The sequence below is a fragment of the Paucibacter hankyongi genome (assembly GCF_037482915.1).
Lineage (GTDB): Bacteria > Pseudomonadota > Gammaproteobacteria > Burkholderiales > Burkholderiaceae_C > Paucibacter_A > Paucibacter_A hankyongi.
In genome coordinates, this window is sequence record NZ_JBBHJX010000002.1 from 307,944 (window position 1) to 332,399 (window position 24,456).

The window sequence follows — 24,456 nt, forward strand, 5'->3', positions numbered from 1 at the left end:
TCTCAGCCGGGCTGGCGCAGCACTCGAGAGGGCATCGCGCTGCCTGTGAGCGCACCGATGTGGCCGGGCTTGAGTCCATCGCGAAAGCCTTGCCCTGGGGTTTGTTTGGCGCGCATGGCGGACGGCGATATGCTCCCCGCTCATTCCTGCTCCGTCGATGCCTTATGCGCCATCCATCTGCTTCGGTTCGCCTTCTTTGCTGCCTGAGGGGCAGGCTTGTCCTGCCGCTGATGTTCATCGGCATGGTGGGGCTCGCCGCGGGTGTTGCGCAGGCGCAAGCGCAAGTCTCCACTCAAGCGCCGCAGGCTCTGTCCGCGGCCTCCGCGGTCGTGGCTGCAGGCCCGGCCGCGGCGCCGGTGCTGATCTTCAACCGCACCGTGGCGGTCTACCGTGCGTCATTTCTTGGCGTTAGCCCGGCAGAACGGGCCCGGCGCACTCATCTGTACATGAATGAAGTGCTGGCGCGATCGGGCGAGGGGGTGGTGGCGGTCGGTAAGGAACCGCAGGGGCGCATCCTGACGATCGATGGCGAGATGGCGCTGATTCTGACGCCCGATGACGTCGATGTGGCCGCTGGCGAAACGCTGGACATCACGGCGGAACGCGCCAAGCACCAACTTGAGCAGGTGATCGCGGAGACGCGTGAGAGCCGCGATGAGAAGCGTTTGTTGAGCAGCTTGGCCCATGCCACCGTGGCCACGGCCATCTACCTGGCCTTGGTCACGCTGCTCTTGCGCGGCCAGCGCGTGGCTGGGCATTGGTTGCTGGTCCGGGTCAGCGACCGAACCGCGGGCATTGAAGTGGCCGGCACGCAACTCTTGCAGCGCGACAAGGTGTGGACGCTGGCGCGCTGGTTGGTGCGCGGCCTGAGTTGGACCCTGCTGGCCCTGCTCAGCTATCAGTTCCTGGGCTATGTGCTGAGTCAGTTCCCTTACACCCGGCCATGGGGCGAGCAGCTCAGCGCCTATTTGTTCCAGGTGGTGGCCGGCATTGCTGTGGCGATCTTGCGGGCACTGCCTGATCTGTTTGTCGCGCTGGTGATCTTCATGCTGGCGCGCGGCGTGATCAATGTGCTGAATCCGATCTTCAACCGAATCGAACGCGGCGAGGGTTCCATTGGCTGGCTGGACCGCGACACCGTGCGGCCCTCGCGCCGCATCATCGGCACCGGCATCTGGCTGTTTGCGCTGGTGATGGCCTACCCCTATCTGCCCGGCTCGGGCAGCGAGGCCTTCAAGGGCGTTTCGGTCTTGTTGGGTTTGATGATTTCGCTGGGCGCCTCCAGCATCGTGGGGCAGGGCGCCAGCGGCCTGATCCTGATGTTCTCGCGCACGATACGGGTCGGCGAGTTCGTGCGCATCGTTGACCACGAGGGCACCATCACCGAGCTGGGCATGTTCACCACCCGCATCCGCACCGGCCTTGGCGAGGAGTTGACGCTGCCCAATTCGCTGGTGATGGGGTCGGTAACGAAGAACTACTCACGCGCCGTCAAGGGCCCGGGCTTCATCGTCGACACCACGGTGACGATTGGTTATGACACGCCCTGGCGGCAGGTCGAGGCGATGTTGGTGGAGGCGGCTCACCGCACGCCGGGTGTGCTGAGCAACCCGGCTGCGCGGGTTTTTCAGACCGCCTTGTCAGACTTTTATCCTGAGTACCGCCTGGTGTGCCAGGCCGTGCCCAGCCAGCCGCGCCCGCGCGCCGAGGTCTTGAGCGCTCTGCACGCCAATATTCAGGATGTGTTCAATGAATACGGCGTGCAGATCATGTCGCCGCATTACCTGGGTGACCCGGCGCAAGCCAAATTTGTGCCCAAGAGTGCCTGGTTCACGGCGCCCGCCAAGAGCCCCGATTCGGCTTGAGTGCCGAGGCGCTCATCGCTCGATGCGCCGACCCCGCATGCGGTTCAGCACGCCGTCTTGGTAGACCCAATGGTGTTTGATCGCTCCGGCGATATGCAGCATGACGGTCAAAATCAGCAGATAGCCGAGCCACTCATGCAGGCCTTCGCCCAGCTCGGCCAAGGTCTCGTTGTAGGGCAAGGCTTGAGCCGGGTTGTCGGGGCTGTGTCGGCTGGGCAGCAATTGCAGGCCAAACACATCGATGCCATGGCCGCCCAAGCCCGAGTGCATCATGCCGCTGATGGGCATGGCCAGGGTGAGGCCGATCAGCAGCCAATGCGCGATGCTGGCCAGGCGATGCTCCCAGGCTTTGCCGCCCGGCAGAGGCGCGGGCCAGCCATTGCGAAGCCGCCAAACAACGCGCGCGAGGATCAAGCCAAAGGCCAGCACACCAATGGCTTTGTGAATGGGGTAGAGAAAGCCAATATCGGCTCGGCTCATCACAAGGCCGACCGCGGTCAGCGCAATCATGAGCAGGCCGACCGTCCAGTGAAGCAAGACGGTGGTGCGGCTGAGTTGGTTCGGGGTGTCCATCGGTCGAGCCGGATTGTCGAGATCCGTTAGTAAAAATTGCTCGCGATTATTGCCGCCTGGAGCGGGTCGGCCAGAGGGCATGCTGGGGTTCGCAATGTGGTGGCCAGCAGGCGAGAGCCGAAACAGAAATGGCTGACAAGTCGGCTGAATGAAGGCTGCAAGTAAAGCAAATGCGAACCTTACTTCGCAGCTTCAGCGGCTTTGGGGCCGACGCATTCAAGCAAGTGCGGACTCAAGTCCGAGGTTCAAAAGCAGCCGCTCAACGTGGAAATGAGGAGATCCGAGCGAAGCGAGCCCAAGGCGATGCGACCGCCAACACATTTCTGCATCAGCAAGAAGTTCGATGTGCCTATTGAATATTCCGTGCTAATATTTGACATCTGTTGTCAGATCTCTTGTAACCACCTACGCATCTCAAGGACGCCGCGCAGCATCATGAGCTTCATGTCTACGGCTTCTGAGCATTTCGAGCGCGGCGGCAAGCGCCGCGCCGCAGTCGCATTCGCCATCTTCTTTTTCATGATTGCAAACCTCTGCACCGGCGCCCCCCTTACGCTCACATTCACGCAAGCCCCGCCTCTGCCTGACCCCATCGGCTTTGCTGGCATGGGGGCCGGCGTCAGCGGGGACGCGCTACTGGCCCTCGGCGGTGCGCATTTCCCCGACAAGAAGCCATGGGAGGGTGGGGGCAAGGTCTATAACAAGTTCGTTTACGCCTTGGAGCGCGGCGGTGCTTGGCATGTGGCGGGCGAGTTGCCCAGTGCCTTGGCCTATCCCGCCTACGCGAGCACGGCAGATGGCCTCGTCATCGCTGGCGGCACCAACGACAACGAAAACTTCCGTGCGGTCTTCCGCGTGGCGCTCAAGGGCGGGCGCCTAGTTCGCGAGGACCTTCCTGCACTGCCAGTTCCGGTTGCCTTTGCCGCCAGCGCCATGTGGCGCGGCAAGCTTGTCGTTATCGGCGGCATCGGCACACCGTCGGCCACGGTCGCGCTGAATGACGTCCATGCGCTCGACGTCGCGACTCCGTCCAAGGGTTGGGCGGCATTGCCTCCGCTTCCAGGTCGTGGCCGCATGTTGTCAGTCGCCGGCACCTTCGGCGGCAAGCTCTTTGTTTTTGGAGGCTGTGCCCTCGAACCCGACGCAGCGGGTAAGCCCTTGCGTAGCTATCTGAAGGAAGCCTTCGTCCTCGAATCGGAGGCTGGGCCATGGAAGCGCATACGCGAATTGCCCGAGCCGCTCGTGGCTTCGGTCGGTCCGGCGCCAGTGGCCGGCGACGCTCTGCTGCTGCTCGGCGGCGACACAGGCTTCTTCTACAACAACGGCAAGTCCCCCGCTGAGCACCCCGGCCAGCCCAGAACGATCTACGCCTACCGGCCTGCCGACGACAGTTACGCAGTGGCGGGCCAGTTGCCGGTCGGCATCGTCACCGCACCGGCCGTCCAATGGCAGGGCAAGGTGTTACTTGTCTCCGGTGAGACGGGCCCCGGCAAGCGCACCAACTCAGTCACCATCATCGGGCGGGAATAGGCCATGGCCACCACAAGTCAAGCAAGCCGCCCTTCCTCTGGCCTCGCACGTGGCGCTTGGCTGGTCGTTGGCCTGCTCTGGGTCGTCGCTCTCCTGAACTACCTGGATCGCCAGGTGCTCATCACGATGCGCGATGCCATCAAGGGCGACATCCTAGTGGCCGGCGTGCCGATGACCGACGCCCAGTTCGGTCTGCTGTCCTCGATGTTCCTGTGGATCTACGGCCTGGTGAGCCCCCTGGGCGGCTACGCCGCCGACCGCTTTGGGCGCCGACCCGTCATCTTCGTCTCGTTGGCCGCGTGGTCCGCCGTCACCTGGTGGACGGGCCATGCATCCAGCTACCACGAACTGCTGGTAGCGCGCGGGCTGATGGGGGTGAGCGAGGCCTGCTACATCCCTGCCGCGCTCGCACTGATCACCGACCACCACCGCGACCGCACGCGTTCGCTTGCTACCGGCCTGCACATGAGCGGCCTTTACGCCGGCGTGGTGCTCGGCGGCCTCGGTGGCTATCTAGCGACGCCCGGCAAGACTTTGCTAGGCATCGACCTCTTCATCGGATGGCACAAGGTCTTCATCGGCCTCGGCGCCATTGGCATCGCATATGCGCTCGCCCTGATCTTCTTGTTGCCCAAGCATGAGGCACCAGCTTCGGGCAGGGTGGCGGGCGATGCCGGCTATGCCAGCCTGTCCGCCGCGTTGCTGCTGCTGATCAAGGAGGGGCGCTTCTGGCTGATCCTCGGTGTGTTCGCACTCGTCAGTGCATGCAACTGGAGCGTCCTCGTCTGGCTACCCGCCTTCCTCAAAGAGCAGTTCCAGCTGGCTGACGGGCCTGCCGGCCTGCACGCGACAACTTGGAACACCGCCGCCAAATTCGTTGCCGTGCTCATCGGAGGCGCGATGTCCGATTGGCTCGCTCGCAGCAACCCGCGCGCGCGATCGTTGATCCCCGCGGTTGGGTTGTTGATCGCTGCGCCCGGCATCGCCTTGGGCACGCTCACCGACTTACTCACTCTCGGACTGTGCGGTTTCGCCATGCAGGGCATAGCCCAGGGTTTTCTGGATGCGAACATGATTTCCATCGTGCGTCAGATCACCGGCCCGACCGTCGCAGCCACAGGCTACGGGCTGCTCAACCTCGTTGGTACCCTGACCGGCGGCGTGATGGCCTTGATCGGCGGACGGCTGAGGGACTCTGGCCTCGGATTCGAGACCTTCTTCCGTATCTCTGCAGCAGGCCTCGCCGTAGCTGCCCTCGGGCTCCTGCTCTTCAGGCCAGGCAAACAGATCAGCTCGGACGCCCATAACCGCGAGTAAAGCGGCTGCGCGTCTCCTCTTGTTCAACTCTAGACCCCTATCGGGCCCTGCATCCATGACCCAATTCCGAGTCCGCGGACTTTGCGCCGCCACCCACACTCCATTCGACGCAAGCGGCGAACTGAACCTGCGCGCCGTCGAGCTACAGGCCGAGTACCTCGCCGCGCGCGGCGTGAAGTCGGTCTTCATCGGAGGCACCACCGGTGAAAGCCATTCGACGACCCTGCTGGAACGCAAGGCATTGGCCGAGCGCTGGGTCGAGGTGGTCAAGGCTCACCGCCTCGACCTGCCCGTCATCGTCCATGTCGGATCCAACTGCCTCAATGACGCCGCTGACCTCGCCGCGCATGCGCAAAGAATTGGCGCCGCAGCGACCTCGATGCTGTCGCCCTCCTACTTCAAGCCGGCCAGCTTGGACCTGCTCGTCGAATGCTGTGCCAAGGTCGCCAAGGGAGCGCCTGCGCTGCCCTTCTACCTGTACGACATTCCGGTGTTGACTGGCGTGACGATCAACGCCGAGGAGTTTCTAGCAAAAGCCGAGAGCCTGATCCCCAACCTCAACGGCATCAAATTCACCAACCCCGACTATCTCCAGTTCCAGCTGTGTCATCGCTACAAGGACGGCAAGTTCGACATCCCTTACGGCAATGACGAATACATGCTCGGCGCGGTGGCGATGGGCGCCAAGGGCGCCGTCGGTTCGACCTTCAATTTCTGCCCTGGCGTCTACCAACGTCTGATGGCCGCCGCCGCCGCGGGCGACAACGAGACCGCCGCTGACGAACTGTTCCGCGCCGTGCAGGTGGTGAAGATCGTCGCCAAGCGCGGCTACATGGGCTGCGCCAAGGCGCTCATGGGGCACTTGGGCGTACCCGTCGGCCCTGCGCGTCTGCCAGTGGGCAACCCGTCGCCCGAAGGGGTGGAGGCGATGATCGGCGAACTTGAGGCGATTGGGTTCTTTGCATGGAAGGACTGAGCGCCTGCCCACGGATCTGTGAACCACAGCCCATGAAGCGCTTCGCAAACTTCTGCCTACCGCTCGTGCTGGCTCTGGCCTGCACGCCGGCCATTGCAGCGCTATCGGTGGACGCCATCTTTGGCGACCACATGGTCATCCAGCGAGACAAGCCGGTGGTGGTATTTGGCTCGGCCGTTGCTGGTGAGAGTGTCAGAGTCACATTTGGCCAGGATTCGGTCATGGCTCAGGCCTCAGCCTCCGGCCGCTGGATCGTGAAGTTGCCCGCGCGTCCGGCGAATGCCGTGCCTGCAGAGATCAGGGTGGACAGTGCAGGCTCCGCCTTGGTGCTGAAGGACGTGCTCGTCGGCGACGTGTGGGTCGCCGCGGGCCAGTCCAATATGGAATTTCCGTTGGACCAAGACGTGGAGGGCGGCGCCGAGCTCCAGGCCGCCGCTGACGATGCTGTGCGTGTGGCCAGCTTCAGGGCCCCGAGCATAGCCGTGGGTGCCAAGCCGCTAGACCAAGTCTCGGTCAAACTGGTGGAGGCAGACCGGCTCTATGCCGGCGGCTGGGCCATTGCCGCTGGCAAGGCCGCCTCGAGCGCTTCTGCGGTCGCATATTGGTTCGCCAAGAAGGTTCGCGCGGAAACGGGCCTGCCGATCGGCATCGTCGGCTACGCCATCGGCGGCGCACCGCTCGAAAGCTTCATCTCGAGAGAAGCACTCCAAGCAGGTGGTTTCGGCAAGAAGCTGTCTGGGGACTGGATGCACAACCCAGAACTGCCGAACTGGGTGCGAAGCCGTGGCGCCCAGAACCTGGCCGATGTGGCAGGTGTTCCCAGCGATGCGCTCGGCAGGAACCACGCCTACAAGCCGGCCTTGGCCTGGGAGGCGGGTATGGGGCGCATCACCGCGTTTCCGATACGCGGCTTCCTCTGGTACCAGGGCGAGTCCAACGCCATCGAGGCGGGCCGCGTGGCCGAATACCCCGAGTTGCAGCGGGTGATGGTCGCGGACTGGCGCGCGCGATGGGGCGACGACAAACTGCCGTTCTACTTCGTTCAGCTGTCGTCGTGCGAGGACAGCAACCGCATGCGCTGGGGCGAGTTTCGCGACCTGCAGCGCCGTGCCGTCGACCTGATTCCAGCGCCTTCTGGCATGGCGGTCTCATACGACTTCGGTCCGCCACCTGCGACCAAGGGTGACGTGCATCCGGCGCAGAAGCGCCCAGTAGGCGAACGCTTGGCGTTGCTTGCATTGCGGGACGTGTACGGCAAACCAGGCTTGGTCGCTGAAGGCCCTCAGCCGATGGCTGCCACGAAGGCGGGCGACGGCGTGCGGATTCGCTTTGGGAGCGCCACCGGCCTGGCAGCCAAATCGGACGACGTGGCGGGCTTTGAGATTTCGGACGACGGGATTCAGTTCGTGCCCGCCGTGGCGACCATCGGTGGCGGGACCGTCACATTGCGGGCCGACGGCGTGAAGAGCCCGACAGTTGTCCGTTACGCGTGGGCTCCGTGGACCCGCGATGCCAACCTCGTGAACGGCGCTGGCTTGCCGGCTCCGACCTTCACCATGCAGATCAAGTAAGCATGCCACCCGCCAGCAACTGCACCATGTCGAACTACCTGACCCCTGATCGCCGCGCCCAACTTCTGGCCGAATACCGCGACCGCCTCGTCGACGAAGTCCTCCCGTTTTGGCTGAAAAACGGACTTGATCGCGAACACGGCGGCATCATGACCGCGCTCGGCCGCACCGGCGAGGTGATCGACACCGACAAATCCGTGTGGTTCCAGGGGCGCGCCGGCTGGACCTTTGCAACGATGTACAACACGACGCCGCGCGCCGACTACCTTGAGGCCGCCATATCCTGTTGTGAGTTCCTTCGAACCAAGTGCTACGGGCCGGGCGGCAAGCTCTACTTCACGGTCACGCGCGATGGCAAGCCGCTGCGAATGCGTCGCTACGTGTATGCGGAAAGCTTTGCTGCGATTGCCTTCGCCGCCACACACAAGGCGAGCGGCAACGCCGAGTACCGCTCACTCGCGATCCAGGCCTTCGAGACTTACCTTCGCTACTCTTTCACGCCTGGCTTGATGACGGCCAAGACCGAGCCCACGCGCCCCATGCGCAGCTGCGGCCCGCTCATGATCGGCATCGTTACGGCGCAGGAGATGCGCGAATCGCTCGGCGACATCGAGGCGGCCGGCAAGACTTTCTCCGCGCACATTGCCGGCATGATCGCCGAATACGAGCGTTACTTCGTGAAGCCCGATCTCAAGGTCGTCATGGAATGCGTCGGCGTGAACGGCGAGATCGTCGATCACTTTGAGGGCCGCTTGCTCAACCCCGGCCACGCTATCGAAGCGGCCTGGTTCATCCTCCACGAGTCCAAGCGGACTGGCAACGCAGCGTGGAAGCAACTCGGACTGAACATCCTCGACTGGATGTGGGCGCGCGGCTGGGATGCCAAGCATGGTGGCCTGCTTTACTTCGTGGACGTTTACGGCAAGCCCATACAAGAGTACTGGCACTTCATGAAGTTCTGGTGGCCGCACAACGAGGCCGTTATCGCCACGCTGCTCGCCTACACGATGACCGGCGATGACAAATACGCCGACATGCACCGCCAGGTTCACGACTGGGCCTATGCCCACTTTCCTGACCAGGAGCACGGCGAGTGGTACGGCTACCTCGACCGCGCCGGCAACCCGACCACGGAGCTCAAAGGCAATATGTGGAAGGGGCCATTTCACATGCCGCGCATGAAGTGGTATTGCTGGCAACTGCTTGAAGCCTGAAGAAACGGTAGGCCGTCAACTCCCAAGGGTCTGCGCGAGTCCGAGAGCCAAAGGCTCGACTGCTGTTGGCATAACGGACCGGATGCTGTGACTGCGGTGAGAACTTGCAATGAAAAAACCTGCGTCAGGTGTGATTGGGTCAGCTACAGTCCGATACATATCAGACGTCTGCCAACAGCGGTCTGATCACCCGCACGTCCAAGGACATCAGATGGCAACTCGCATCCCCGCGTACCGGCAAGCTCAAATTGAAATCAAGCGATACATCGAAGCGCAGAAATTGCGTCCTGGTGACGCCTTGCCACCCGAAGGCGTGCTCGCCGAAAGGCTAGGTATCAGTCGCCCCTCCTTGCGCGAAGGTGTCAAGGCACTTGAGTCCTTGGGCATCGTCGAAGCTCGTCACGGAGATGGCTTGTTCGTCAGCGCCTTCTCCTTCGACAGCATCATCGAGAATTTGCCGTACGCCGCCGTCGCTGACGGCAAGCAGTTGTTCGATCTGCTTCAGGTTCGGGCGGCGCTGGAGAACGGTGTGATTTGCGACATCGTCGACCGGATCGGCCCCGAGGACAAGCAGCGCCTGCGCGCGCTAGCCAACAGCATGCTTGACGCGGCGCGCCGCAATGAGACCTTCGAAAAAGAGGACGGCGAGTTCCACGCAACGCTCTATCGCTGCCTGAACAACCCCTTCCTCTCGCGCTTGGTTGATTTGTTCTGGCAGGTTTTCCGACGACTGAATCAAGCCAGCAATTTCGACGTTGAGCAGTGGTCGCCTGAGGGTACGGCCAAAGACCATATGCGTATCGTCGAGATGATTGAAAGCAACGACAAGGCAGGCCTGATCGACGCGCAGCAGAAGCACTTTCAAGGAATTTTCACGCGGCTCCAGCAATCGATGGAAGGCAGTGCACCTGGTGCACCCGAGAGCCGGCCGGCGAAACGCGATGCGCAGATTGACCCCATTCCCGCCATGAACCTGTCTGGCCGGTTGGACGGTCTCGGCAAAGATTAGACCAGGGACTGCAGCGATCACGCCGGCAAACACGAAGGCTCAGATGTTGAAGAGCTGGCGGTTGAGGCGCGCCGCCTGAGCTTGCTTCCGCTGGACGTTCTGCAGGTAATGCGCGAGTTCGTCAACCCGTCGCGGGAGCGGGGGGGGGGGGGGACGGGTGCCTGCGCCGGCAAGGGGCAGGCCGCATGCGCTCGCACCCGTCTCCTGTCCCGTTGAGGTGGCTAGCGATGCCGCCCTACCTGCAAAATGCCTTCAAGGACGTCGAGGCAGGCCTTCGTGGACAGACAGAGACATCGGGTATCTGCCACAGATGTCGGACGCTCCCGCTCGGCGCTACCACTTGCTGGCCATCGACTGGGCCATGCGCTGGGTGTTCCAGCGTGGGAACGCAGATCGGAGCGAGGCCAACAGCGTTGCCGTTTTGGAGCTAGCTAGCGCGGGAGGCCGCGCCGATGAAGATCACCGCTGTACTCAGCGGCTGTGAGCGTCGCTCACCCGTGCGAGGTCTTCAGACCTGGTATGTTTTCTGCCCTGCCGTGTTCAGATGCTCAGCGCATAAGCGGGTGGATCTCGACAACCAGTCAGCAAAACAAAAAGCCCGCCTCGCGAGCGCGTGGCGGGCAGGTCAGGGCATAAGCCGTGATTACATCGCCAACTTCAGACCAAGGAAGTATTGGCGGCCAATTACGTCGTAGGCACCGGGCTCGGTATTGGTCCCCACCGCCGCATCACGCACATTGATGTCGGGCTGGACATTGAACACATTGTTGGATCCCAGATAGAAGCTCAGGGACTTATTGGCCTTGTAGTTCACGCGCAAGTCAACGTAAGTCACTGCCTTCATTTTGTTCAGATCTTCCGAATAGCTATTCGGGGTCAGGTAGTTTTGGGTTTCGCTGCGATAGCGGGCCTGACCGAAAAGACTGAGTTGATCGTTGACCTCGTAGCTGACGTTGCTTGTGAGGCGCCATTTTGGATAGAGCGGGCGTCCCGCGGACGACGTCGTACCGGAAGCATTCACGACGTCATAACTACTCAGGTGGTTGGCGTAGATGCCGACGTTGTAGCCCCTACCGACATAGCCGACCTCGAGATCGACGCCGCGCGTCTTGATGCTGGCCGCGTTGAACAGCGGCGAGCGCAGGGTCAGCACTGGGCCATCGTTCACGTCGCGAACCAGAATGCCACCGCAGGTTGCGTCAAAGGAACCCGGCGCCGCCGAATAGCAATTCTTCGCCAGCACATCCGCCGTCAAGCGAGCGATGCCACTCTTGATGTCGATATCGTAGAAGTCGGCCGACAGCGATAGGCCGCGCATTGGGGTCAACACGCCACCCAAAGTCACCGTTCTCGCAGTTTCCGCGGCGAGCGTAGGCGAGCCGGCAAGTAGCAGGCGCGTATTGTTCGCTTCGGAGGAGATCAGGGTAAATGAGCCATTGGCTGCGATGCGATTGGCGATGGCAGGAATCGAGCGGCAGTTGACCGCGATGTTGCCGGTGCTGGCGGCCGTCACCCCATTGCAAGGATCGGTATTCGCCGGCGCCACATTGGTGATGCCATTTGAATACAGGTCGTTGATGTTGGGAGCGCGAACGGACCGTGGCGAGATACTGCCACGCAGGCGCAGCGTATCCAGAACCGGCGCACTGAAGCCGTAACGATGGGTGTAGGTCCGACCAACGCTGGAGTAGTCACTGAACCGACCGGCCGCGCTCAAAGTCAGCTGCTTTGCGATGGGCAGCTCGATTTCTCCAAATGCTTCTTTGACATCGAATTTGCCGGAAATCGCGGAGACCTGAAGATCGCGCGAAAGCCCGAGCTGACGATACGCATCCGGGGTTTCTTCGGCCTGCTCGCGACGGTACTCGACGCCGGCAGCGAAGTTGGCAGGAGCGCCGGCATAAACCGACAGTGGGAGCTCTCCGGAAAGCACCGATGTCACGACAGCCTGCTTGATCTCGCCCGTTTGCCCTGTTGGAATCGCAAGGTACTTGGCCGCGGCGGCGGAAATGCCGGTGACCCCAGCCTTTCCGGCTAGGCTGTCGGTGGTACCGAAGGGGTTGATCGGAAGACAGCCTTCGAGGCGGGCCTGCATGTTGGCGCAACGATAGCCCCCCTTTCCGTCGGGTTCGATCGTCACGGCGTTGCGGAAGCTGGGGATACTGAAGTCACCGGTATTGCGCTGCAGCGACGATGTCTCCCCATAAACCGCACTGGTCTTCCATTGCAGGCCGTCGCTGAGGTCATGCGTCAGGCTGACGGCCGTGCGCAGCGTCTGCCTGCTATTCGACACCGTGCGATCCCCAAGTTCCACCAGCCGGCGGAAGGTCTGTACGCGGTCGAGCGAGGTGTTGGTTCCCATCGCAGCCTGCAACTGGGTGCCTGCGCTGCTGCCGACGAAGTAGGGGCTGGTTGCTACGTCGATTCCAGTCTTGCCGCCGGTGGACACCCGAAACACATCGGCCACCGTAGAAACTGGTGCCGGCTCAAGCGCCACGAATGAAGTCGTCTTGGTGTAGTTCAGCTCGAAATCGACTTTTGACTTCTCGCTCAGATCCACGCTAAGACCCGAGGCGATGTAGGTGGGTTTGGATGGCGCAACGAGATAGCGCCGCGCGAACTGGTTGTCGTAGTCCGTTGTACCGAGACGATTGAAATTGGCATCCAGCAGCGGCTGGTTGGTGTTGAAAGCGGTGCCGTTCCCATGCACCGCCACGCTGCCGAAGAAGAGTGCGCCATCAGGGATGTGGGCCGGCCCGTTGCGGACCGCGATGGTCTCGATGGTGCCGTCTTTGTTCGCGTCGATGAAGTTCAGTTCGTTGGCCGAGAACGGCCGTGCCGACGAGAGCAACGCTTTCTGCTCAGATTGACCGAAGGAAACCCAGGCATTGCCGCCATCGAACTTGCGCCCGTAGGTGAGGTCGAAGCTCCTCTTACCTGCCCCTCCGGCAGCCGAGTCGGAAGCGAACACGTTCAACGCAAGACCGTTGAAATTGGACTTGGTAATGATGTTGACCACGCCTGCAATGGCGTCGGAGCCATAGATAGCGGACTGCCCGCCAGTGAGCACCTCGACGCGCTCGATCATGGCGGCGGGAATGCTGTTCAGGTCAACGCCATAGCCAGTATTGGCTGAAACGCCCGAAACCCAACGCCGACCGTTAACCAGCACGAGCGTGCGGGCCGCGCCTAGATTGCGCAAGGAAATCGACGCCACCCCGACGTTGGCAGCATCACCACCGGTCGATGTGTTGTTGCTGGACGCCGACAGCCCCGCAGTGATCGAGGGAATACGGCTCAGGCTGTCTCCAAGCGTTATTGCACCTGATGCCTGGAGGACCTCTTTGCTCAGCTGTGTGATCGGAGCCGAAGACAATAAATTCGCATTGCGGATATTGGAGCCGGTGATGATGACCTTTTCAATCGCCACCGTTGCGTCCGGCTGCTTGGCAACGCTGCCCTGCTCAGCCTGAATGGGCGCCGGGGCTGTAGCCAACACCTTCGAATCTCCGGTCTTCGACGCATCGTCAGTCATCGACTGCTGCGCAGATGACAGCGGCGCCCAGCCAAGCAGCAACACGCCGGCGATTGCAGTCGCCAGGCGACTCAACTGAAATTCTTCCCACTTTTGACGATTACCCATGAAATCTCCAGATGTCAGATATCGGAGATCTAATCAGACAACAACTTGCACGGCTGGTCAAGAGGGGAATCGCGAGTCAGGAATTTGTCCGTTGCTGGTGGCAAACAGTTGCCTCTGGCGCTCAGCGATAACCATCCCGCGCCGCTGACGCATGCCGTCGGCGAACGTTGTTGAGGGTGGGTTGCTGTGGTGGCTGGACTCCAGCGGTGCCGCGCATAGCCGTCAACCAGGCGATGCACCAGTTATCGCGGCTCGCCTTCAAATGTGCCAAGTTTCATGCGCCAGCCGCTTGACTGCGAAACAGCGTGCAAAGCTTCCCAGGTTACCCGGGGTAAACAGCGTCCAATAGTTTCCACCGCCCTGGGGTGTGCGGCCATCCGGCGTTTTCGCCGGGGAATCTGGGGTGTTAAGCATGGAAGTAATTGCCGAGATCCGGCGGCGGCATTTGGTCGGCAAAGAGAGCGTCAGCTCCATCGCGAGGGATCTGAACTTGTCGCGGCCGACGGTGCGCAAGCATCTACAAACCGTTGAAGCGCTGGGTTAAGCCCGCCAGCATCAGCCTGCGCCCAAGCTGGGCTGCTTTCAAGCCGCGCTGGAGAGCTCGCTGCAAACCGAGCGTCACCTGCCCAAGGCTCAGCGGCGCAAGGCCAAGCGGCTGTTTGAAGGCTTGCAGAGTGAAGGCTATCGCGCGCGGGGCCTATGACAGCGTGCAGCTTTGCGTGAAGCAATGGACGGCATCTCAGTTGGTGCCAAATATTCAGGGCGCGTTCGTGCCGCTGGTGTTTGTGCCGGGAGACGCCAGCCAAGCGGTATTTGACGAACCAGCGCTTGGAGCCGTTGGGGGTGACTTCGAGGTAAAGCCCGCCAGCATCGGAGAGGCGGATACGGGTTTTGTCCTGGGGGCAGACGGCTTGTTTGCAGGCTGGATCGGTCAGCATGGAGGAACAGTGCTTAGGAGGGTGGGGGTAGGTGGCGTTTGTTCCCCCCGCCTTGCTTGCGCTGTAAAGCTGTAACGTGACTCAAACTGACAAAGAAAAAGCCCCTAAGTCTTTGAATTACTTAGAGGCTTGATGCTTTGTGAACCATCCTGATTCACTAATTTGGTGCGACCGGCAAGAATCGAACTTGCGCCTAAGCCTTCGGAGGGCCCAATGATATCCACTTCACCACGGTCGCCGTGTTGGACGCGCATTCTAACCCGGCCGCGCAATCAAGCCGTTGACCCGACTTGAAGGGGCGCCGCTGCCGTACATTGCAGGCAAGCAGGCTGCAAAAGGGGTGGAGTCGTGATGGATGAATCGTCAGCGCAATCCGTGGGTCGACATCGCTCTGGTCAGGGCGCTTGGCTCACTGCCGTCTTGGCCTTGTCTCTGTCTTTGCTGACGGCCTGTAGCAGTCCGGCGATCAAGGGCCGGGCAGACTCAGAGCCTGCCCCAGTGCCGCAAAGCTGTCCTTCGAACTTGCCACCCGACGCGCGGTGTTTGTCCGGTCAAGACTCTGCAGGCGCTTTTTACTGGATCGCCATGCCCAAAGATTGGCGCGGCGTGCTGGTCTTGCATGCCCATGGTGGCCCGGAGTTAGGGGCGCCGAAAGCCGAGCGCGGCGCCGAAGACCTGAAGCGCTGGGCCATCATGGTCAAGGCCGGCTATGCCTGGGCCGGCTCGACCTTTCGGCAAGGTGGTGTGGCAGTGCGGGCCGCCGCCGAAGACACCGAGCGACTGCGTCAAATCTTTGAACAGCATGTGGGCAAGCCTCGGATGACGATCTTGCACGGCCAGTCCTGGGGTGCCGGGGTGGCGGCCAAGGCGGCCGAGCTGTATGCCGGGCCGGGCGCGGCCAAGCCGGCCTATGACGCCGTGCTGCTCAGCAATGGCGTGCTGGGCGGTGGTACACGCTCCTACGACTTTCGACTCGATCTGCGCGTCGTCTATCAGGCCTTGTGCGCCAACCACCCACGCCCGGACGAGCCGCAGTACCCGTTGTGGATGGGGCTACCGGTCAACTCGTCACTGACGCGGGCTGACTTGGCGGCGCGCGCCGAGGCCTGCCTGGGGCTGCGCCAGCCGGCGGCTCAGCGCACGCCGGAGCAACAGCGGCGTTTGAAAACCCTGGTCGATGTGATTCGAATTCCCGAGTCCTCCGTTCTTCCGCACCTGAACTGGGCCACCTGGCATTTTCAAGATGTGGTGCAAAAGCGCAGTGGCGGCCTCAGCCCCTGGGGCAATGTGGGAGCGGTTTATGCCGGGTCGGACGATGATCGCGGCCTCAACGCGGTGGTGGCCCGCTACGCCGCCGACCCGGTGGCGCTGCAGCGTTTCGGCCACGACAGTGACCCGAGTGGCCGGATCGGCGTGCCGGTACTGACGGTGCATGGCATCTATGACCCGACCGCCTTTGTCGAGTTGGAAACACAGTTCCGCCACACCATGACGGCGGCCGGCCAGGGCCATCGTTTGGTGCAGGTGTTCAGCGATGACAAGGAGCACAGCTATTTGAGCGACCCGATCTACCCGGCGCTCATGGAAGCCTTGATGGTGTGGCAGGCAGCGGGTGGGGGCGAACACAACAAGCCCTCGCCGGCCTTGGTGGCCGAGCGCTGCCGGGCCATGGAAGCGCGCTTTGGGTCGGGTTGCCGGGTGCTTAGCGACTACCGACCGGCAGAACTTGACACCCGGGTGGTAAAGCGCCAACGTCCCTGATCCATCCAGGCTCTGGGCCTAGATATAATCTCGCGGTTTTGCGCCCTGCGTTTGTGTGGGGCACAGCCCATCTGTCTGCATCTCCCTGACGATACGCCAACGAGGATTTCATGAGCGCAAACCACGACCACGCCCACGCGCACGATCACGCACATGACGAAGCCCATGAGGGCCCGATCAAGACGCCTAAGCAATTGGCCTGGGCCGTGTTCTTTGCCTTTGTGGTGCCGATCATCGTCATCATCATGCTGGCCAACTATGTGACCACCGATGCCAAGCCGTCGGCCGGCACCGAGGCTCTGGAAGCCATGGCCGTGGCCGCTCGTATCCAGCCGGTCGGCTCGATCGAGCTGAAGGACCTGAACAACGCCGCCGCCTTGAAGACCGGCGAACAAGTGTTCCAGGCCCAATGCGCGGCTTGCCACGCCACCGGCGCCGCTGGTGCACCCAAGGTCGGCGATGAAGCCGCCTGGGGCCCGCGCGTGAAGACCGGCTTTGAAGCCCTGCTGACCTCGGCCCTGAAGGGCAAGGGCGCGATGGGCGCGCAAGGCGGCGGTGATTTCAGCGACTTCGAAATCTCCCGCGCCGTGGTCTATATGGCCAACAAAGGTGGCGCCAAGTTCGACGAACCCAAGGCACCGGCCGCTGCGGCCTCCGCTGCCAACTGAGCCCTCAGCCGGTTAGACAGAAAACCGACTCATTGGAGTCGGTTTTTTTTCGCCTGACGGTGTTTGATTCGCCCGTTATGCTGCGGTGCATGTGGACTCTGTCGCTGAGCATGTTGCCCAAGCCCCGCATCGCTAGGTGGTTGTGTGCCACTGCGTGCTTTAGTTCGCCTGTGGTGATGGCTCAAGACAGCGCTACAGCACCACCGGTCAGTCGACATTGGCGGGTCTGTTTGGCGGACGTGCCCATTCCGCCCTATATAAGCCTGGATGCCAAGCGACCCGGCATCGCCGAGCGCTTGTTGCAGGACACGGCCAAACAGCTGGGCTTGAGTCTGGACTTTGACGTCTTCCCGTCCAAGCGCTGTCGGCTGAGGCTGCAATTGGGGCAGTCCGATGCCATACCCGTGGCGCCAACCGCAGGCAATTTGAATGACATGCAGTTTCCGATGCGAAACGGGGCGGTCGATTTCAACCGCCGGGTGGCGAGTGCGCAGTTGGTGTGGGTCAAGCGCAAGGATTCAGCCCTGGCTTGGGATGGCCAGAACTTGCAGGGGGCCGAGGCCGGCGCAGTGTTGGTCGGCACGCGAGCTTCTTTCCGCGCCGCCATCGAAACCGCTCGCGCACTGGGGCTGAAGGTGGATGACACAGCCTTTGATGTGTCGCAGCTGTTCCGCAAACTGGCCGCCCATCGCGTGGATGTGGTGGCCGTGCTGCGCGAAGAAGCTGAGGCCCATGCGGATGAACTGGCGCGTCATGGCTTGCAAGTCTTGCCTGTGCCGGTGTCGAACAGTGATTTCTATTTGGGCATTCGCACTGGGCAATCGCCCGAGCGCCAAGCGCAGGCCGAGGCTTGGTGGGATGCGATTGCCAAGCTGCGTGACAAGCCCGAATATCGGCCGCGCTAGTTGGCGAGCTATTCGCGCGGCCTTAGCCCCAGACCTTCAAGGCACGGGCAGACGACTCACTAACGCTTCAGTTGAGCGTTTGCGGCGGGGCTGAGATTCACCCCGTATTGCGCCAACAGGGCCGCATGCGTGCTGGGCTCCGGTACCCATAAGCCCGCGTCCACGGCTTGGGCCGCCCAATCCATGTCCATGCTGTGCACCAGGCCCAGCCCTAGCGGGGTGGCGACGAAGAGCCGGTCATGCTCATCCAGCCAGCAGGCGTTGACGGTGGTGTCTAGCCCGGTATGGGTGCTGAGCTTGCCCTCGGTCAGCAGTCGGCCATCGAGGCGAAACACCCAGGGGGCGGCTTCCAATTGCAGATAGACGCGCTGTGGGCCGTTTTGAAAGAACCAGCAGCCGGCCTCGTCGGCGGCGTAGTTGCGTTCGATGAATTGGCGCAGCTTTTCGTGCGTGATGCGGCTGCCCTTGACGGCGGGGAAGGGGCCGGCCGCCTGGATGCGTTCATCGCGCATATACCAGTCGCCGCGCGCATCCAAGGCCAGCCAGCCATAGCAGTGCGGCACATTCGGCCATTTCTTCAGCGCCGCTTCAACGATTGCATCCATCGGCTCAGTGTAGGTGGCCTGACTTCAAAGCGCGCGCGCCAGCCAATCGCACACCTGCTCCGGCATGCCGAAGACATGGCCAGGCGGCCGCCCTTGGGCGAAGCCGACATGGCCGCCGTGCTCCGGCTGCCACAGGGTGACGTAGGCGCTAACGTCGTGTTGGCGCGGTAGGCAAGCGGCCGGCACAAAGGGGTCGTTGCGCGCGTTCAGAACCAGCGCCGGAATGCGGATGCGCTTCAGATGCGGCTTGGCCGAGGCGCGCAGCCAGTAGTCTTCGGTATTGCGAAAACCATGCAGCGGAGCGGTGAACAGATTGTCGAACTCATACAGATCGCGCGCCGCGCGCAGGCGCTCGCCATCGAACAGGCCGGGGTGTTGCTCGAGCTTCTTCAGTGCCTTGGGCACCATGGTCTTGAGGAACATGCGGGTGTAGAAGAGGCGATTGATGCCCTGCCCGATGGCGTGACCCGCCGCCGCCAGATCCACCGGCGAGCAGATCGAGCAGACCGCGCGGGTGGTGGCCGAGGCGCTTTGCCCGTGTTCCTCGGCCCAGCGCAGCAGCGCGTTGCCACCCAGCGAAACGCCGGCAGCCAGCACCGGCCCGTCATGCTCGGCCTTGAAGCGGGCCAGCATCCAGCCCACCTCTTCAAAATCTCCGGAGTGATAGGCGCGTGGCGCCAGGTTCAACTCGCCCGAGCAGCCGCGGAAATGCGGCAAGGCAAAGGCCCATCCGCGTGAGCGCGCCACGGTGGCAAAGGCTTGGGAGGAGTGGCTTTGCGAGCTGCCCTCCAGACCATGGAAGAGCACCAGCAAGGGACGCTCGACCACGCCCCGGTCGGGGTAGTCGAGCCAATCGACGTCGACAAAGTCGCCATCGGGGGTGTCCCAGCGTTCGCGCCGAAACAGCAGTTCGGGTCCGCCGCGATGTCGCGAGAACAGGGCGGGCCAGATCGTTTGCGCATGGCCGCCGGGCAACCACCGTGGGGCTTGGTACTGCATCACTCGGGCGGATCGCTGCATGCGGGAAGGAACAGAGCTGGACCGGGCCAGACTTCGGCCCGCAAGGAAATCAATGCAAAGTGGCCGGTTCTTCCACCACTTCTTGGATGTCGTGGGCGGTGCCGGGGCTGGCGTGGTGCACCACCATGCGCCAGCCAAAGGCGGTCTTCAGATAGACATTGGTGGCGATCACCCAGGCGCTTTGCTGGCCGTCTGCACCCTCGACCACCACGCGCTCCAGCACCTGGTGAATGGCGGTGTCACCGGTGTGGATGCGTCGCACCCGCTCCGGCGTCACCGCGATTGCGCCTTGCGCAAACACCACCTCAAAGGCGGCGCGAATCGCGCCCATGCCCACCACGCGCGGTCCGCCCGGGTGAACGCAGGAGATCTCTTCCTCCTCCGACCAGACGGCCATCAGCCGGCTCAGATCGGCCTGCTGCAGCGCTTCGTAGAACTGCGCCTCGGTGTCCTCGGGCGAGGACAGCAGGGCGGCGGCTTGGGCCTTGGTGCTTTGCATCTCAGTGGTGGCTGTGCAGCACTTCACCGGCCTTCAGGCGATAGACGGTGCCGCAGTACGGGCACTTGCCGCCGCCTTCATGCGTCACGTCGACGAAGACCTTCGGGTGGCTGCTCCACAGCGCCATCTTCGGGTTCGGGCAGGCCACCACACCGGCGCCTTGCACATCGGCGGCGACGACTTCAACAACAGATTTGGATTCGCTCATCTTGGGCTTTCTTGGCGGGGCAGGGTGGTCGGTCAGACCAGGGTCAGCCAGTCCGCATACTTGGGGTTGCGGCCATTGACGATGTCAAAGAACGCGCTCTGGATTTTCTCGGTGATCGGGCCGCGCGAACCGGAGCCCAGTTCGATGCGGTCAAGTTCGCGGATCGGCGTCACCTCGGCGGCGGTGCCGGTGAAGAAGGCCTCGTCGCAGATATAGACCTCATCGCGCGTGATGCGTTTTTCCACCAGCTTCAGACCCAGGTCTTGGCAGATGTGGAAGATGGTATTGCGGGTGATGCCGTTCAGTGCACCGGCCGACAGATCGGGGGTGTAGACCACGCCGTTCTTGATCACGAACAGGTTCTCGCCCGCGCCTTCGGAGACAAAGCCGGAAGCGTCCAGCAGCATGGCCTCGTCGTAACCATCGTCGGTGGCTTCCATATTGGCCAAGATCGAATTGGTGTAGTTGCTGACCGTCTTGGCCTGCGTCATCGTGATGTTGACGTGGTGACGGGTGTAGGAACTGGTCTTGACGCGGATGCCGCGGCGCATGCCTTCCTCGCCCAGGTAGGCTCCCCAGGCCCAGGCCGCCACCATCAGATGCACCTTGTTGCCCTTGGGGCTGACGCCGAGCTTTTCGGAGCCGATCCAGGTCAGCGGGCGCAGGTAGCAGCTTTCCAGCTTGTTGGCGCGCACCACTTCTTTTTGGGCTTCGGCGATCTGCTCATGCGTGAAGGGGATCTTCATGCGCAGGATCTTGGCACTGTTGAGCAGGCGCTCGGTGTGTTCCTTCAGGCGGAAGATGGCCGGGCCCTTGTCGGTCTTGTAGGCCCGCACACCTTCAAAGGCGCCGCAGCCGTAATGCAGCGTATGGCTCAGCACGTGGATCTTGGCATCGCGCCACTCCACCAATTCGCCGTCCATCCAAATCTTGCCGTCGCGGTCGTCCAGTGACATGGGGCTCTCCTTGCCTATCTCAGTGCTTGTGCTCAAGGGTTTCGGGTGCATGGGGCATCCCGGCACCACGCGGCGCCATGCGGCGCTTCATGGCCTGCGATTCTAGCGGGGCGCCATCTCGTGACATCTTGGGCATTTGGCGCCTTTGATGCTGCGCACCGCGACTTTTGCACGCTGGCCGCCCCCTCAAGCGCGGGGGCGGCCAAGGCCACCGCCGTGGGGGTTTCAGTCAAAGTTGGGCCATGGCTTGGCGTGAAGCGCTTGGCCCCCGGCCCGACATCCTCAAGGAGCGATCATCATGAAGGTCCACACCACGACACGCGGCTACAAGCTCGGCGCAACAGCCTTGTTGTTGATGTCCCTCAGTCTTTCGGTGGCGGCCAAGCCGGCTGAACCCCAGATGAGCGCCTGTGGGGCCGGTGATTTGTCCGGCGTGACCTTTCTGAGTTGCAGCGGCTACTTTTCGGGCAATCTGATCAATAGCAACCCGACAGACCAACTCGCCGTGGATGGCTATCTTTCGGCCTTGGGCCTGGCAGGCACCGGCGGTGTATGGGTTGAGAAGATCGAGAATTTGAACGGCGCCAGCGTGCTGAACTTCAATACGCCGCTGAACGGCGTGAGCTTCTTGGGCATCCACAAAGGTGGCGGGCAAGACCAGGGTACTGCGTTCTACAAGATCAATGCCGGTAGCAACCTCGACACGTTCACCTTCAACCTGGCTAGCTCGTCGAATGCGGCTTTGTATTCAGTGTCGGCTGTGCCCGAGCCTCAGACCTATGGCCTGATGCTGGCCGGTTTGGCCGTTGTCGGTTTCGTGGCGCGGCGTCGGACGGCTCGCTGAAGCAAGCCCTTGCGCTGAATGAGAAAAGCCCCGCACTGCGGGGCTTTCTTGTTGGGCGCTAGCCCCGTTGAGGGAACAGAGCGCAAAGAAAGAGTTAACGGGTCGATCAAGTAGTTCAGGTCGACTCGACCGGCCGGGTCATGGTTTCGGTATTGGCTTCGGTGTCGGCATCGCCAAAGCTGGAGGGACGAACCAAATTCCAGCTCTGCACCTTGCCGCTGCTCAGCACCACTTCGACTTGGATGCCGCCGGGGTCGATCCAGCCATAGGTTTCCGGCGCATCGCTGAGCTTGCGCCCCAGGCTGCGGGTCAGCGGCAGCAGGTCGATCAGCTTCATGCCGGCTTGCAGCTTGGCATTCAACATCACCGCGCTTTCGATATGACCGACCGGCGCCTCGGAGGCGGCCTTCATGATGCGCATCAGCTTGGCGAACTGCAGCAGCAGCCAGAACACCACCACCGTCAGCGCCAGGATTACACCCTTCCAGCCATACAGCAGGCCGCCCGAAACTAGCGCGGCCAGGGCCAGCGCACTACCTATCCAAGTATTCATGGGGGCGAATGCTAACCGGCCTGCGCGGCAGGGTTCAGCATCGGGTCGGCGCGGCCGTCCAGATGGTCCCAGCCATAGTTGCGTTCGACCTTGGCGATGCGCAGCGTGTAATGCAAATACCAATCGGCACGGCCTTGGTCGCGTGCCGTCTGGTGTTCCCCTTCGCGACGCCAAGCGGCGATGTCTTGCAGGCTGCGCCAGTAAGAGACGGTGATGCCCAGACCATCGGCGCCGCGCGTGCTTTCCACGCCGAGGTAACCCGGCTGTTGGGCCGCCAGGGCCACCATGCGATCGGCGGTCTCGGCATAGCCCAGCGCCACCGAGTTGCGCTGGCTGGTGAAGATCACCGCGTAATACGGGGGCTCGAACAAGGGCGCGAGGCCGGGGTGTTGTGCTTCTGCTGCCTTGTCCATCAAAGTCCTCTCGCCATTTCCATGGCTTCCTCAATTCGCTCTACCGCATGCACGGTCAAGCCCTCAATCGGTTTTTTCGGGGCATTCGCTTTCGGCACGATGGCGACGGAAAAGCCCAGCTTGGCCGCTTCCTTCAGTCGCTCCTGCCCGCGCGGCGCCGGTCGAATCTCGCCGGCCAAGCCAATTTCGCCAAAGGCAATAAAGCCCTTGGGCAAAGCGCGCCCGCGCAGCGAACCTTGAATGGCCAGCAGCACCGCCAAGTCGGCTGCCGGCTCGCTGATGCGCACCCCGCCGACCGCATTGATGAACACATCTTGGTCCATGGTGGCCACGCCGGCGTGGCGATGCAGCACCGCCAGCAACATGGCCAGGCGGTCCCGGTCCAGGCCCACCGACAGCCGGCGCGGGCTGGGCCCGCCGCTGTCCACCAGGGCTTGCAACTCCACCAGCATCGGCCGCGTGCCTTCCAGCGTCACCAGCACGCAGCTGCCCGGCACCGGCTCGCCATGGGTGCTCAAAAAGATGGCGCTCGGATTGGCCACGCCCTTCAGACCTTTTTCGGTCATGGCGAAAACGCCGATCTCATTGACCGCGCCAAAGCGGTTCTTGATCGCCCGCACCAGGCGGAAGCTGCTGTGCGTGTCGCCCTCGAAGTACAGCACCGTGTCGACGATGTGTTCCAGCACCCGCGGGCCGGCAATCGCACCTTCCTTGGTGACATGACCCACCAGCACGATGGCGCAGCCGCTGGCCTTGGCGGTGCGGGTCAGCTGGGCCGCGCATTCGCGCACCTGAGCCACCGAGCCGGGGGCCGAATTCAGGTGCTCGGAGTAGAGGGTCTGGATCGAGTCGATGACGCAAAACGCCGGCTTCTCGGCCTCCAGCGTGGCGAGGATTTTTTCCAGGCTGATCTCGGCCAGCACCCGCACCTTGTTGCCGGCCAGGCCCAGGCGCCGCGAGCGCATGGCGATCTGCGCCCCCGATTCTTCGCCGGTCACATAGAGCACCGGCAGCTTGTGCGAGAGGTCTTCAATCGCCTGCAGCAGCAGTGTGGACTTGCCGATGCCGGGGTCGCCGCCGATCAGCACCACGCCGCCGGCGACGATGCCGCCGCCCAGCACCCGGTCCAGTTCTTCTTGGCCGGTGGGGGTGCGCTCAAAGTCGGTGGCCTCGATCTCGCTCAGCGTGGCGACCGGCTGGCTCTTGGCCAGGGCTTGGTAGCGGTTGTTCTTGCCGCCGGCGCCGGGCGCCTCGGCAATACCTTCCACCAAGGTGTTCCAGGCGCCGCAGCTGGGGCATTTGCCCAGCCATTTGGGGCTGATGCCTCCACAGTCAGAGCAGGTGTAGATCGATTTTTCTTTGGCCATGGGGCGATTGTCCATGGCTCT

Annotated in this window: 22 protein-coding genes, 1 tRNA gene and 1 pseudogene; 12 read left to right on the forward strand and 12 right to left on the reverse strand. The window is 62.6% G+C overall.

The features are described from left to right. Positions 1–230: 230 nt before the first annotated feature. Positions 231–1,865, forward strand: a complete 1,635-nt coding sequence (locus WG899_RS04785) for a mechanosensitive ion channel family protein (protein WP_339594481.1) — start codon at positions 231–233, stop codon at positions 1,863–1,865. A 12-nt stretch (positions 1,866–1,877) separates the two neighbouring features. On the opposite strand, the gene WG899_RS04790 is transcribed toward WG899_RS04785, so the two are convergent. Beyond that, a complete protein-coding gene (locus WG899_RS04790) occupies positions 1,878–2,438 on the reverse strand; it encodes a cytochrome b (protein ID WP_339594482.1) in 561 nt (186 codons plus the stop codon). A 435-nt stretch (positions 2,439–2,873) separates the two neighbouring features. Here WG899_RS04790 and WG899_RS04795 point away from each other — a divergent pair, with 435 nt between their 5' ends. The 6 genes from WG899_RS04795 to WG899_RS04820 all read left to right on the forward strand — a co-directional run bounded on the left by WG899_RS04795 (position 2,874) and on the right by WG899_RS04820 (position 10,055). After that, on the forward strand, positions 2,874–3,968 hold the full coding sequence (locus WG899_RS04795; RefSeq protein WP_339594483.1) for a hypothetical protein: 1,095 nt from the start codon (positions 2,874–2,876) through the stop codon (positions 3,966–3,968). Positions 3,969–3,971: 3 nt separating this feature from the next. Then, a complete protein-coding gene (locus WG899_RS04800) occupies positions 3,972–5,285 on the forward strand; it encodes an MFS transporter (RefSeq protein ID WP_339594484.1) in 1,314 nt (437 codons plus the stop codon). A gap of 55 nt (positions 5,286–5,340) precedes the next feature. Beyond that, entirely contained in the window at positions 5,341–6,261 is a 921-nt protein-coding gene (locus WG899_RS04805; protein ID WP_339594485.1) for a dihydrodipicolinate synthase family protein, read from the forward strand. A gap of 32 nt (positions 6,262–6,293) precedes the next feature. Then, positions 6,294–7,832, forward strand: a complete 1,539-nt coding sequence (locus WG899_RS04810) for a sialate O-acetylesterase (RefSeq protein WP_339594486.1) — start codon at positions 6,294–6,296, stop codon at positions 7,830–7,832. Positions 7,833–7,858: 26 nt separating this feature from the next. Continuing rightward, positions 7,859–9,046, forward strand: a complete 1,188-nt coding sequence (locus WG899_RS04815) for an AGE family epimerase/isomerase (RefSeq protein ID WP_339594487.1) — start codon at positions 7,859–7,861, stop codon at positions 9,044–9,046. A 109-nt stretch (positions 9,047–9,155) separates the two neighbouring features. Then, on the forward strand, positions 9,156–10,055 hold the full coding sequence (locus WG899_RS04820) for a FadR/GntR family transcriptional regulator (protein ID WP_339594488.1): 900 nt from the start codon (positions 9,156–9,158) through the stop codon (positions 10,053–10,055). A 643-nt stretch (positions 10,056–10,698) separates the two neighbouring features. On the opposite strand, the gene WG899_RS04825 is transcribed toward WG899_RS04820, so the two are convergent. After that, complete coding sequence (locus tag WG899_RS04825) at positions 10,699–13,698, reverse strand: TonB-dependent receptor domain-containing protein (protein ID WP_339594489.1); 3,000 nt, start codon at positions 13,696–13,698, stop codon at positions 10,699–10,701. Between the two features lie 412 nt (positions 13,699–14,110). Between WG899_RS04825 and WG899_RS04830 the strand changes: the two genes are divergently transcribed. After that, complete coding sequence (locus tag WG899_RS04830) at positions 14,111–14,242, forward strand: ArsR family transcriptional regulator (protein WP_339594490.1); 132 nt, start codon at positions 14,111–14,113, stop codon at positions 14,240–14,242. Between the two features lie 253 nt (positions 14,243–14,495). Here the strand turns inward: WG899_RS04830 and WG899_RS04835 are convergent. Beyond that, positions 14,496–14,636, reverse strand: a pseudogene (locus WG899_RS04835) (Arm DNA-binding domain-containing protein); the annotation flags it as partial. Between the two features lie 163 nt (positions 14,637–14,799). Beyond that, positions 14,800–14,874, reverse strand: a tRNA-Arg gene (locus WG899_RS04840). 347 nt (positions 14,875–15,221) lie between these two features. Between WG899_RS04840 and WG899_RS04845 the strand changes: the two genes are divergently transcribed. The 3 genes from WG899_RS04845 (at position 15,222) to WG899_RS04855 (ending at position 17,970) form a co-directional block, all read left to right on the forward strand. After that, positions 15,222–16,397: a hypothetical protein gene (locus WG899_RS04845; protein WP_339594491.1), complete on the forward strand. Its 1,176-nt coding sequence runs from the start codon at positions 15,222–15,224 to the stop codon at positions 16,395–16,397. Between the two features lie 110 nt (positions 16,398–16,507). Then, positions 16,508–17,065 carry a c-type cytochrome gene (locus WG899_RS04850; RefSeq protein ID WP_339594492.1) on the forward strand — a complete coding sequence of 186 codons (558 nt, stop codon included), beginning with the start codon at positions 16,508–16,510 and terminating at the stop codon, positions 17,063–17,065. A gap of 176 nt (positions 17,066–17,241) precedes the next feature. Continuing rightward, the gene (locus WG899_RS04855; protein ID WP_339594493.1) at positions 17,242–17,970 is read left to right on the forward strand and encodes a substrate-binding periplasmic protein; all 729 of its coding nucleotides are present in this window, start codon (positions 17,242–17,244) and stop codon (positions 17,968–17,970) included. A gap of 59 nt (positions 17,971–18,029) precedes the next feature. Here the strand turns inward: WG899_RS04855 and WG899_RS04860 are convergent, their stop codons facing one another. The 5 genes from WG899_RS04860 to WG899_RS04880 are packed head-to-tail and all read right to left on the reverse strand — an operon-like array spanning position 18,030 to position 21,258. After that, positions 18,030–18,575 (reverse strand): DUF2946 family protein, encoded by a 546-nt coding sequence (locus WG899_RS04860; protein WP_339594494.1) that lies wholly within the window; start codon positions 18,573–18,575, stop codon positions 18,030–18,032. Between the two features lie 24 nt (positions 18,576–18,599). Further along, positions 18,600–19,595 carry a YheT family hydrolase gene (locus WG899_RS04865; RefSeq protein WP_339594495.1) on the reverse strand — a complete coding sequence of 332 codons (996 nt, stop codon included), beginning with the start codon at positions 19,593–19,595 and terminating at the stop codon, positions 18,600–18,602. A 49-nt stretch (positions 19,596–19,644) separates the two neighbouring features. Then, the gene (locus tag WG899_RS04870) at positions 19,645–20,094 is read right to left on the reverse strand and encodes a YybH family protein (RefSeq protein ID WP_339594496.1); all 450 of its coding nucleotides are present in this window, start codon (positions 20,092–20,094) and stop codon (positions 19,645–19,647) included. A 1-nt stretch (position 20,095) separates the two neighbouring features. Continuing rightward, complete coding sequence (locus WG899_RS04875; protein WP_339594497.1) at positions 20,096–20,302, reverse strand: zinc-finger domain-containing protein; 207 nt, start codon at positions 20,300–20,302, stop codon at positions 20,096–20,098. 32 nt (positions 20,303–20,334) lie between these two features. After that, positions 20,335–21,258 (reverse strand): branched-chain amino acid transaminase, encoded by a 924-nt coding sequence (locus WG899_RS04880; RefSeq protein ID WP_339594498.1) that lies wholly within the window; start codon positions 21,256–21,258, stop codon positions 20,335–20,337. A 298-nt stretch (positions 21,259–21,556) separates the two neighbouring features. Here WG899_RS04880 and WG899_RS04885 point away from each other — a divergent pair, with 298 nt between their 5' ends. Beyond that, a complete protein-coding gene (locus tag WG899_RS04885; RefSeq protein WP_339594499.1) occupies positions 21,557–22,102 on the forward strand; it encodes a PEP-CTERM sorting domain-containing protein in 546 nt (181 codons plus the stop codon). A 115-nt stretch (positions 22,103–22,217) separates the two neighbouring features. Here WG899_RS04885 and WG899_RS04890 read toward each other — a convergent pair whose 3' ends face one another. Genes WG899_RS04890 through radA form a run of 3 tightly spaced genes read right to left on the reverse strand, consistent with a single transcriptional unit; the run spans position 22,218 to position 24,435 of the window. Further along, on the reverse strand, positions 22,218–22,655 hold the full coding sequence (locus tag WG899_RS04890; protein WP_339594500.1) for a hypothetical protein: 438 nt from the start codon (positions 22,653–22,655) through the stop codon (positions 22,218–22,220). An 11-nt stretch (positions 22,656–22,666) separates the two neighbouring features. Then, positions 22,667–23,068: an antibiotic biosynthesis monooxygenase family protein gene (locus tag WG899_RS04895; protein WP_339594501.1), complete on the reverse strand. Its 402-nt coding sequence runs from the start codon at positions 23,066–23,068 to the stop codon at positions 22,667–22,669. Beyond that, entirely contained in the window at positions 23,068–24,435 is a 1,368-nt protein-coding gene (radA, locus tag WG899_RS04900) for a DNA repair protein RadA (RefSeq protein WP_339594502.1), read from the reverse strand. The genes WG899_RS04895 and radA overlap by 1 nt, the downstream gene beginning before the upstream one ends. Between the last annotated feature and the right edge of the window lie 21 nt (positions 24,436–24,456).

What these genes read in the sequence shown, in the direction of transcription:
- WG899_RS04785 (WP_339594481.1), top strand. Translation starts at nt 231, where the DNA reads ATGTTCATCGGCATGGTGGGGCTCGCCGCGGGTGTTGCGCAGGCGCAA.
- radA (WP_339594502.1), bottom strand. Translation starts at nt 24,435, where the DNA reads ATGGCCAAAGAAAAATCGATCTACACCTGCTCTGACTGTGGAGGCATC.
- WG899_RS04845 (WP_339594491.1), top strand. Translation starts at nt 15,222, where the DNA reads ATGCCCAAAGATTGGCGCGGCGTGCTGGTCTTGCATGCCCATGGTGGC.
- WG899_RS04800 (WP_339594484.1), top strand. Translation starts at nt 3,972, where the DNA reads ATGGCCACCACAAGTCAAGCAAGCCGCCCTTCCTCTGGCCTCGCACGT.
- WG899_RS04895 (WP_339594501.1), bottom strand. Translation starts at nt 23,068, where the DNA reads ATGGACAAGGCAGCAGAAGCACAACACCCCGGCCTCGCGCCCTTGTTC.
- WG899_RS04870 (WP_339594496.1), bottom strand. Translation starts at nt 20,094, where the DNA reads ATGCAAAGCACCAAGGCCCAAGCCGCCGCCCTGCTGTCCTCGCCCGAG.
- WG899_RS04850 (WP_339594492.1), top strand. Translation starts at nt 16,508, where the DNA reads ATGAGCGCAAACCACGACCACGCCCACGCGCACGATCACGCACATGAC.
- WG899_RS04795 (WP_339594483.1), top strand. Translation starts at nt 2,874, where the DNA reads ATGAGCTTCATGTCTACGGCTTCTGAGCATTTCGAGCGCGGCGGCAAG.
- WG899_RS04860 (WP_339594494.1), bottom strand. Translation starts at nt 18,575, where the DNA reads ATGGATGCAATCGTTGAAGCGGCGCTGAAGAAATGGCCGAATGTGCCG.
- WG899_RS04875 (WP_339594497.1), bottom strand. Translation starts at nt 20,302, where the DNA reads ATGAGCGAATCCAAATCTGTTGTTGAAGTCGTCGCCGCCGATGTGCAA.
- WG899_RS04880 (WP_339594498.1), bottom strand. Translation starts at nt 21,258, where the DNA reads ATGTCACTGGACGACCGCGACGGCAAGATTTGGATGGACGGCGAATTG.
- WG899_RS04810 (WP_339594486.1), top strand. Translation starts at nt 6,294, where the DNA reads ATGAAGCGCTTCGCAAACTTCTGCCTACCGCTCGTGCTGGCTCTGGCC.
- WG899_RS04890 (WP_339594500.1), bottom strand. Translation starts at nt 22,655, where the DNA reads ATGAATACTTGGATAGGTAGTGCGCTGGCCCTGGCCGCGCTAGTTTCG.
- WG899_RS04825 (WP_339594489.1), bottom strand. Translation starts at nt 13,698, where the DNA reads ATGGGTAATCGTCAAAAGTGGGAAGAATTTCAGTTGAGTCGCCTGGCG.
- WG899_RS04855 (WP_339594493.1), top strand. Translation starts at nt 17,242, where the DNA reads ATGGCTCAAGACAGCGCTACAGCACCACCGGTCAGTCGACATTGGCGG.
- WG899_RS04815 (WP_339594487.1), top strand. Translation starts at nt 7,859, where the DNA reads ATGTCGAACTACCTGACCCCTGATCGCCGCGCCCAACTTCTGGCCGAA.
- WG899_RS04790 (WP_339594482.1), bottom strand. Translation starts at nt 2,438, where the DNA reads ATGGACACCCCGAACCAACTCAGCCGCACCACCGTCTTGCTTCACTGG.
- WG899_RS04805 (WP_339594485.1), top strand. Translation starts at nt 5,341, where the DNA reads ATGACCCAATTCCGAGTCCGCGGACTTTGCGCCGCCACCCACACTCCA.
- WG899_RS04830 (WP_339594490.1), top strand. Translation starts at nt 14,111, where the DNA reads ATGGAAGTAATTGCCGAGATCCGGCGGCGGCATTTGGTCGGCAAAGAG.
- WG899_RS04865 (WP_339594495.1), bottom strand. Translation starts at nt 19,595, where the DNA reads ATGCAGCGATCCGCCCGAGTGATGCAGTACCAAGCCCCACGGTGGTTG.
- WG899_RS04820 (WP_339594488.1), top strand. Translation starts at nt 9,156, where the DNA reads ATGAAAAAACCTGCGTCAGGTGTGATTGGGTCAGCTACAGTCCGATAC.
- WG899_RS04885 (WP_339594499.1), top strand. Translation starts at nt 21,557, where the DNA reads ATGAAGGTCCACACCACGACACGCGGCTACAAGCTCGGCGCAACAGCC.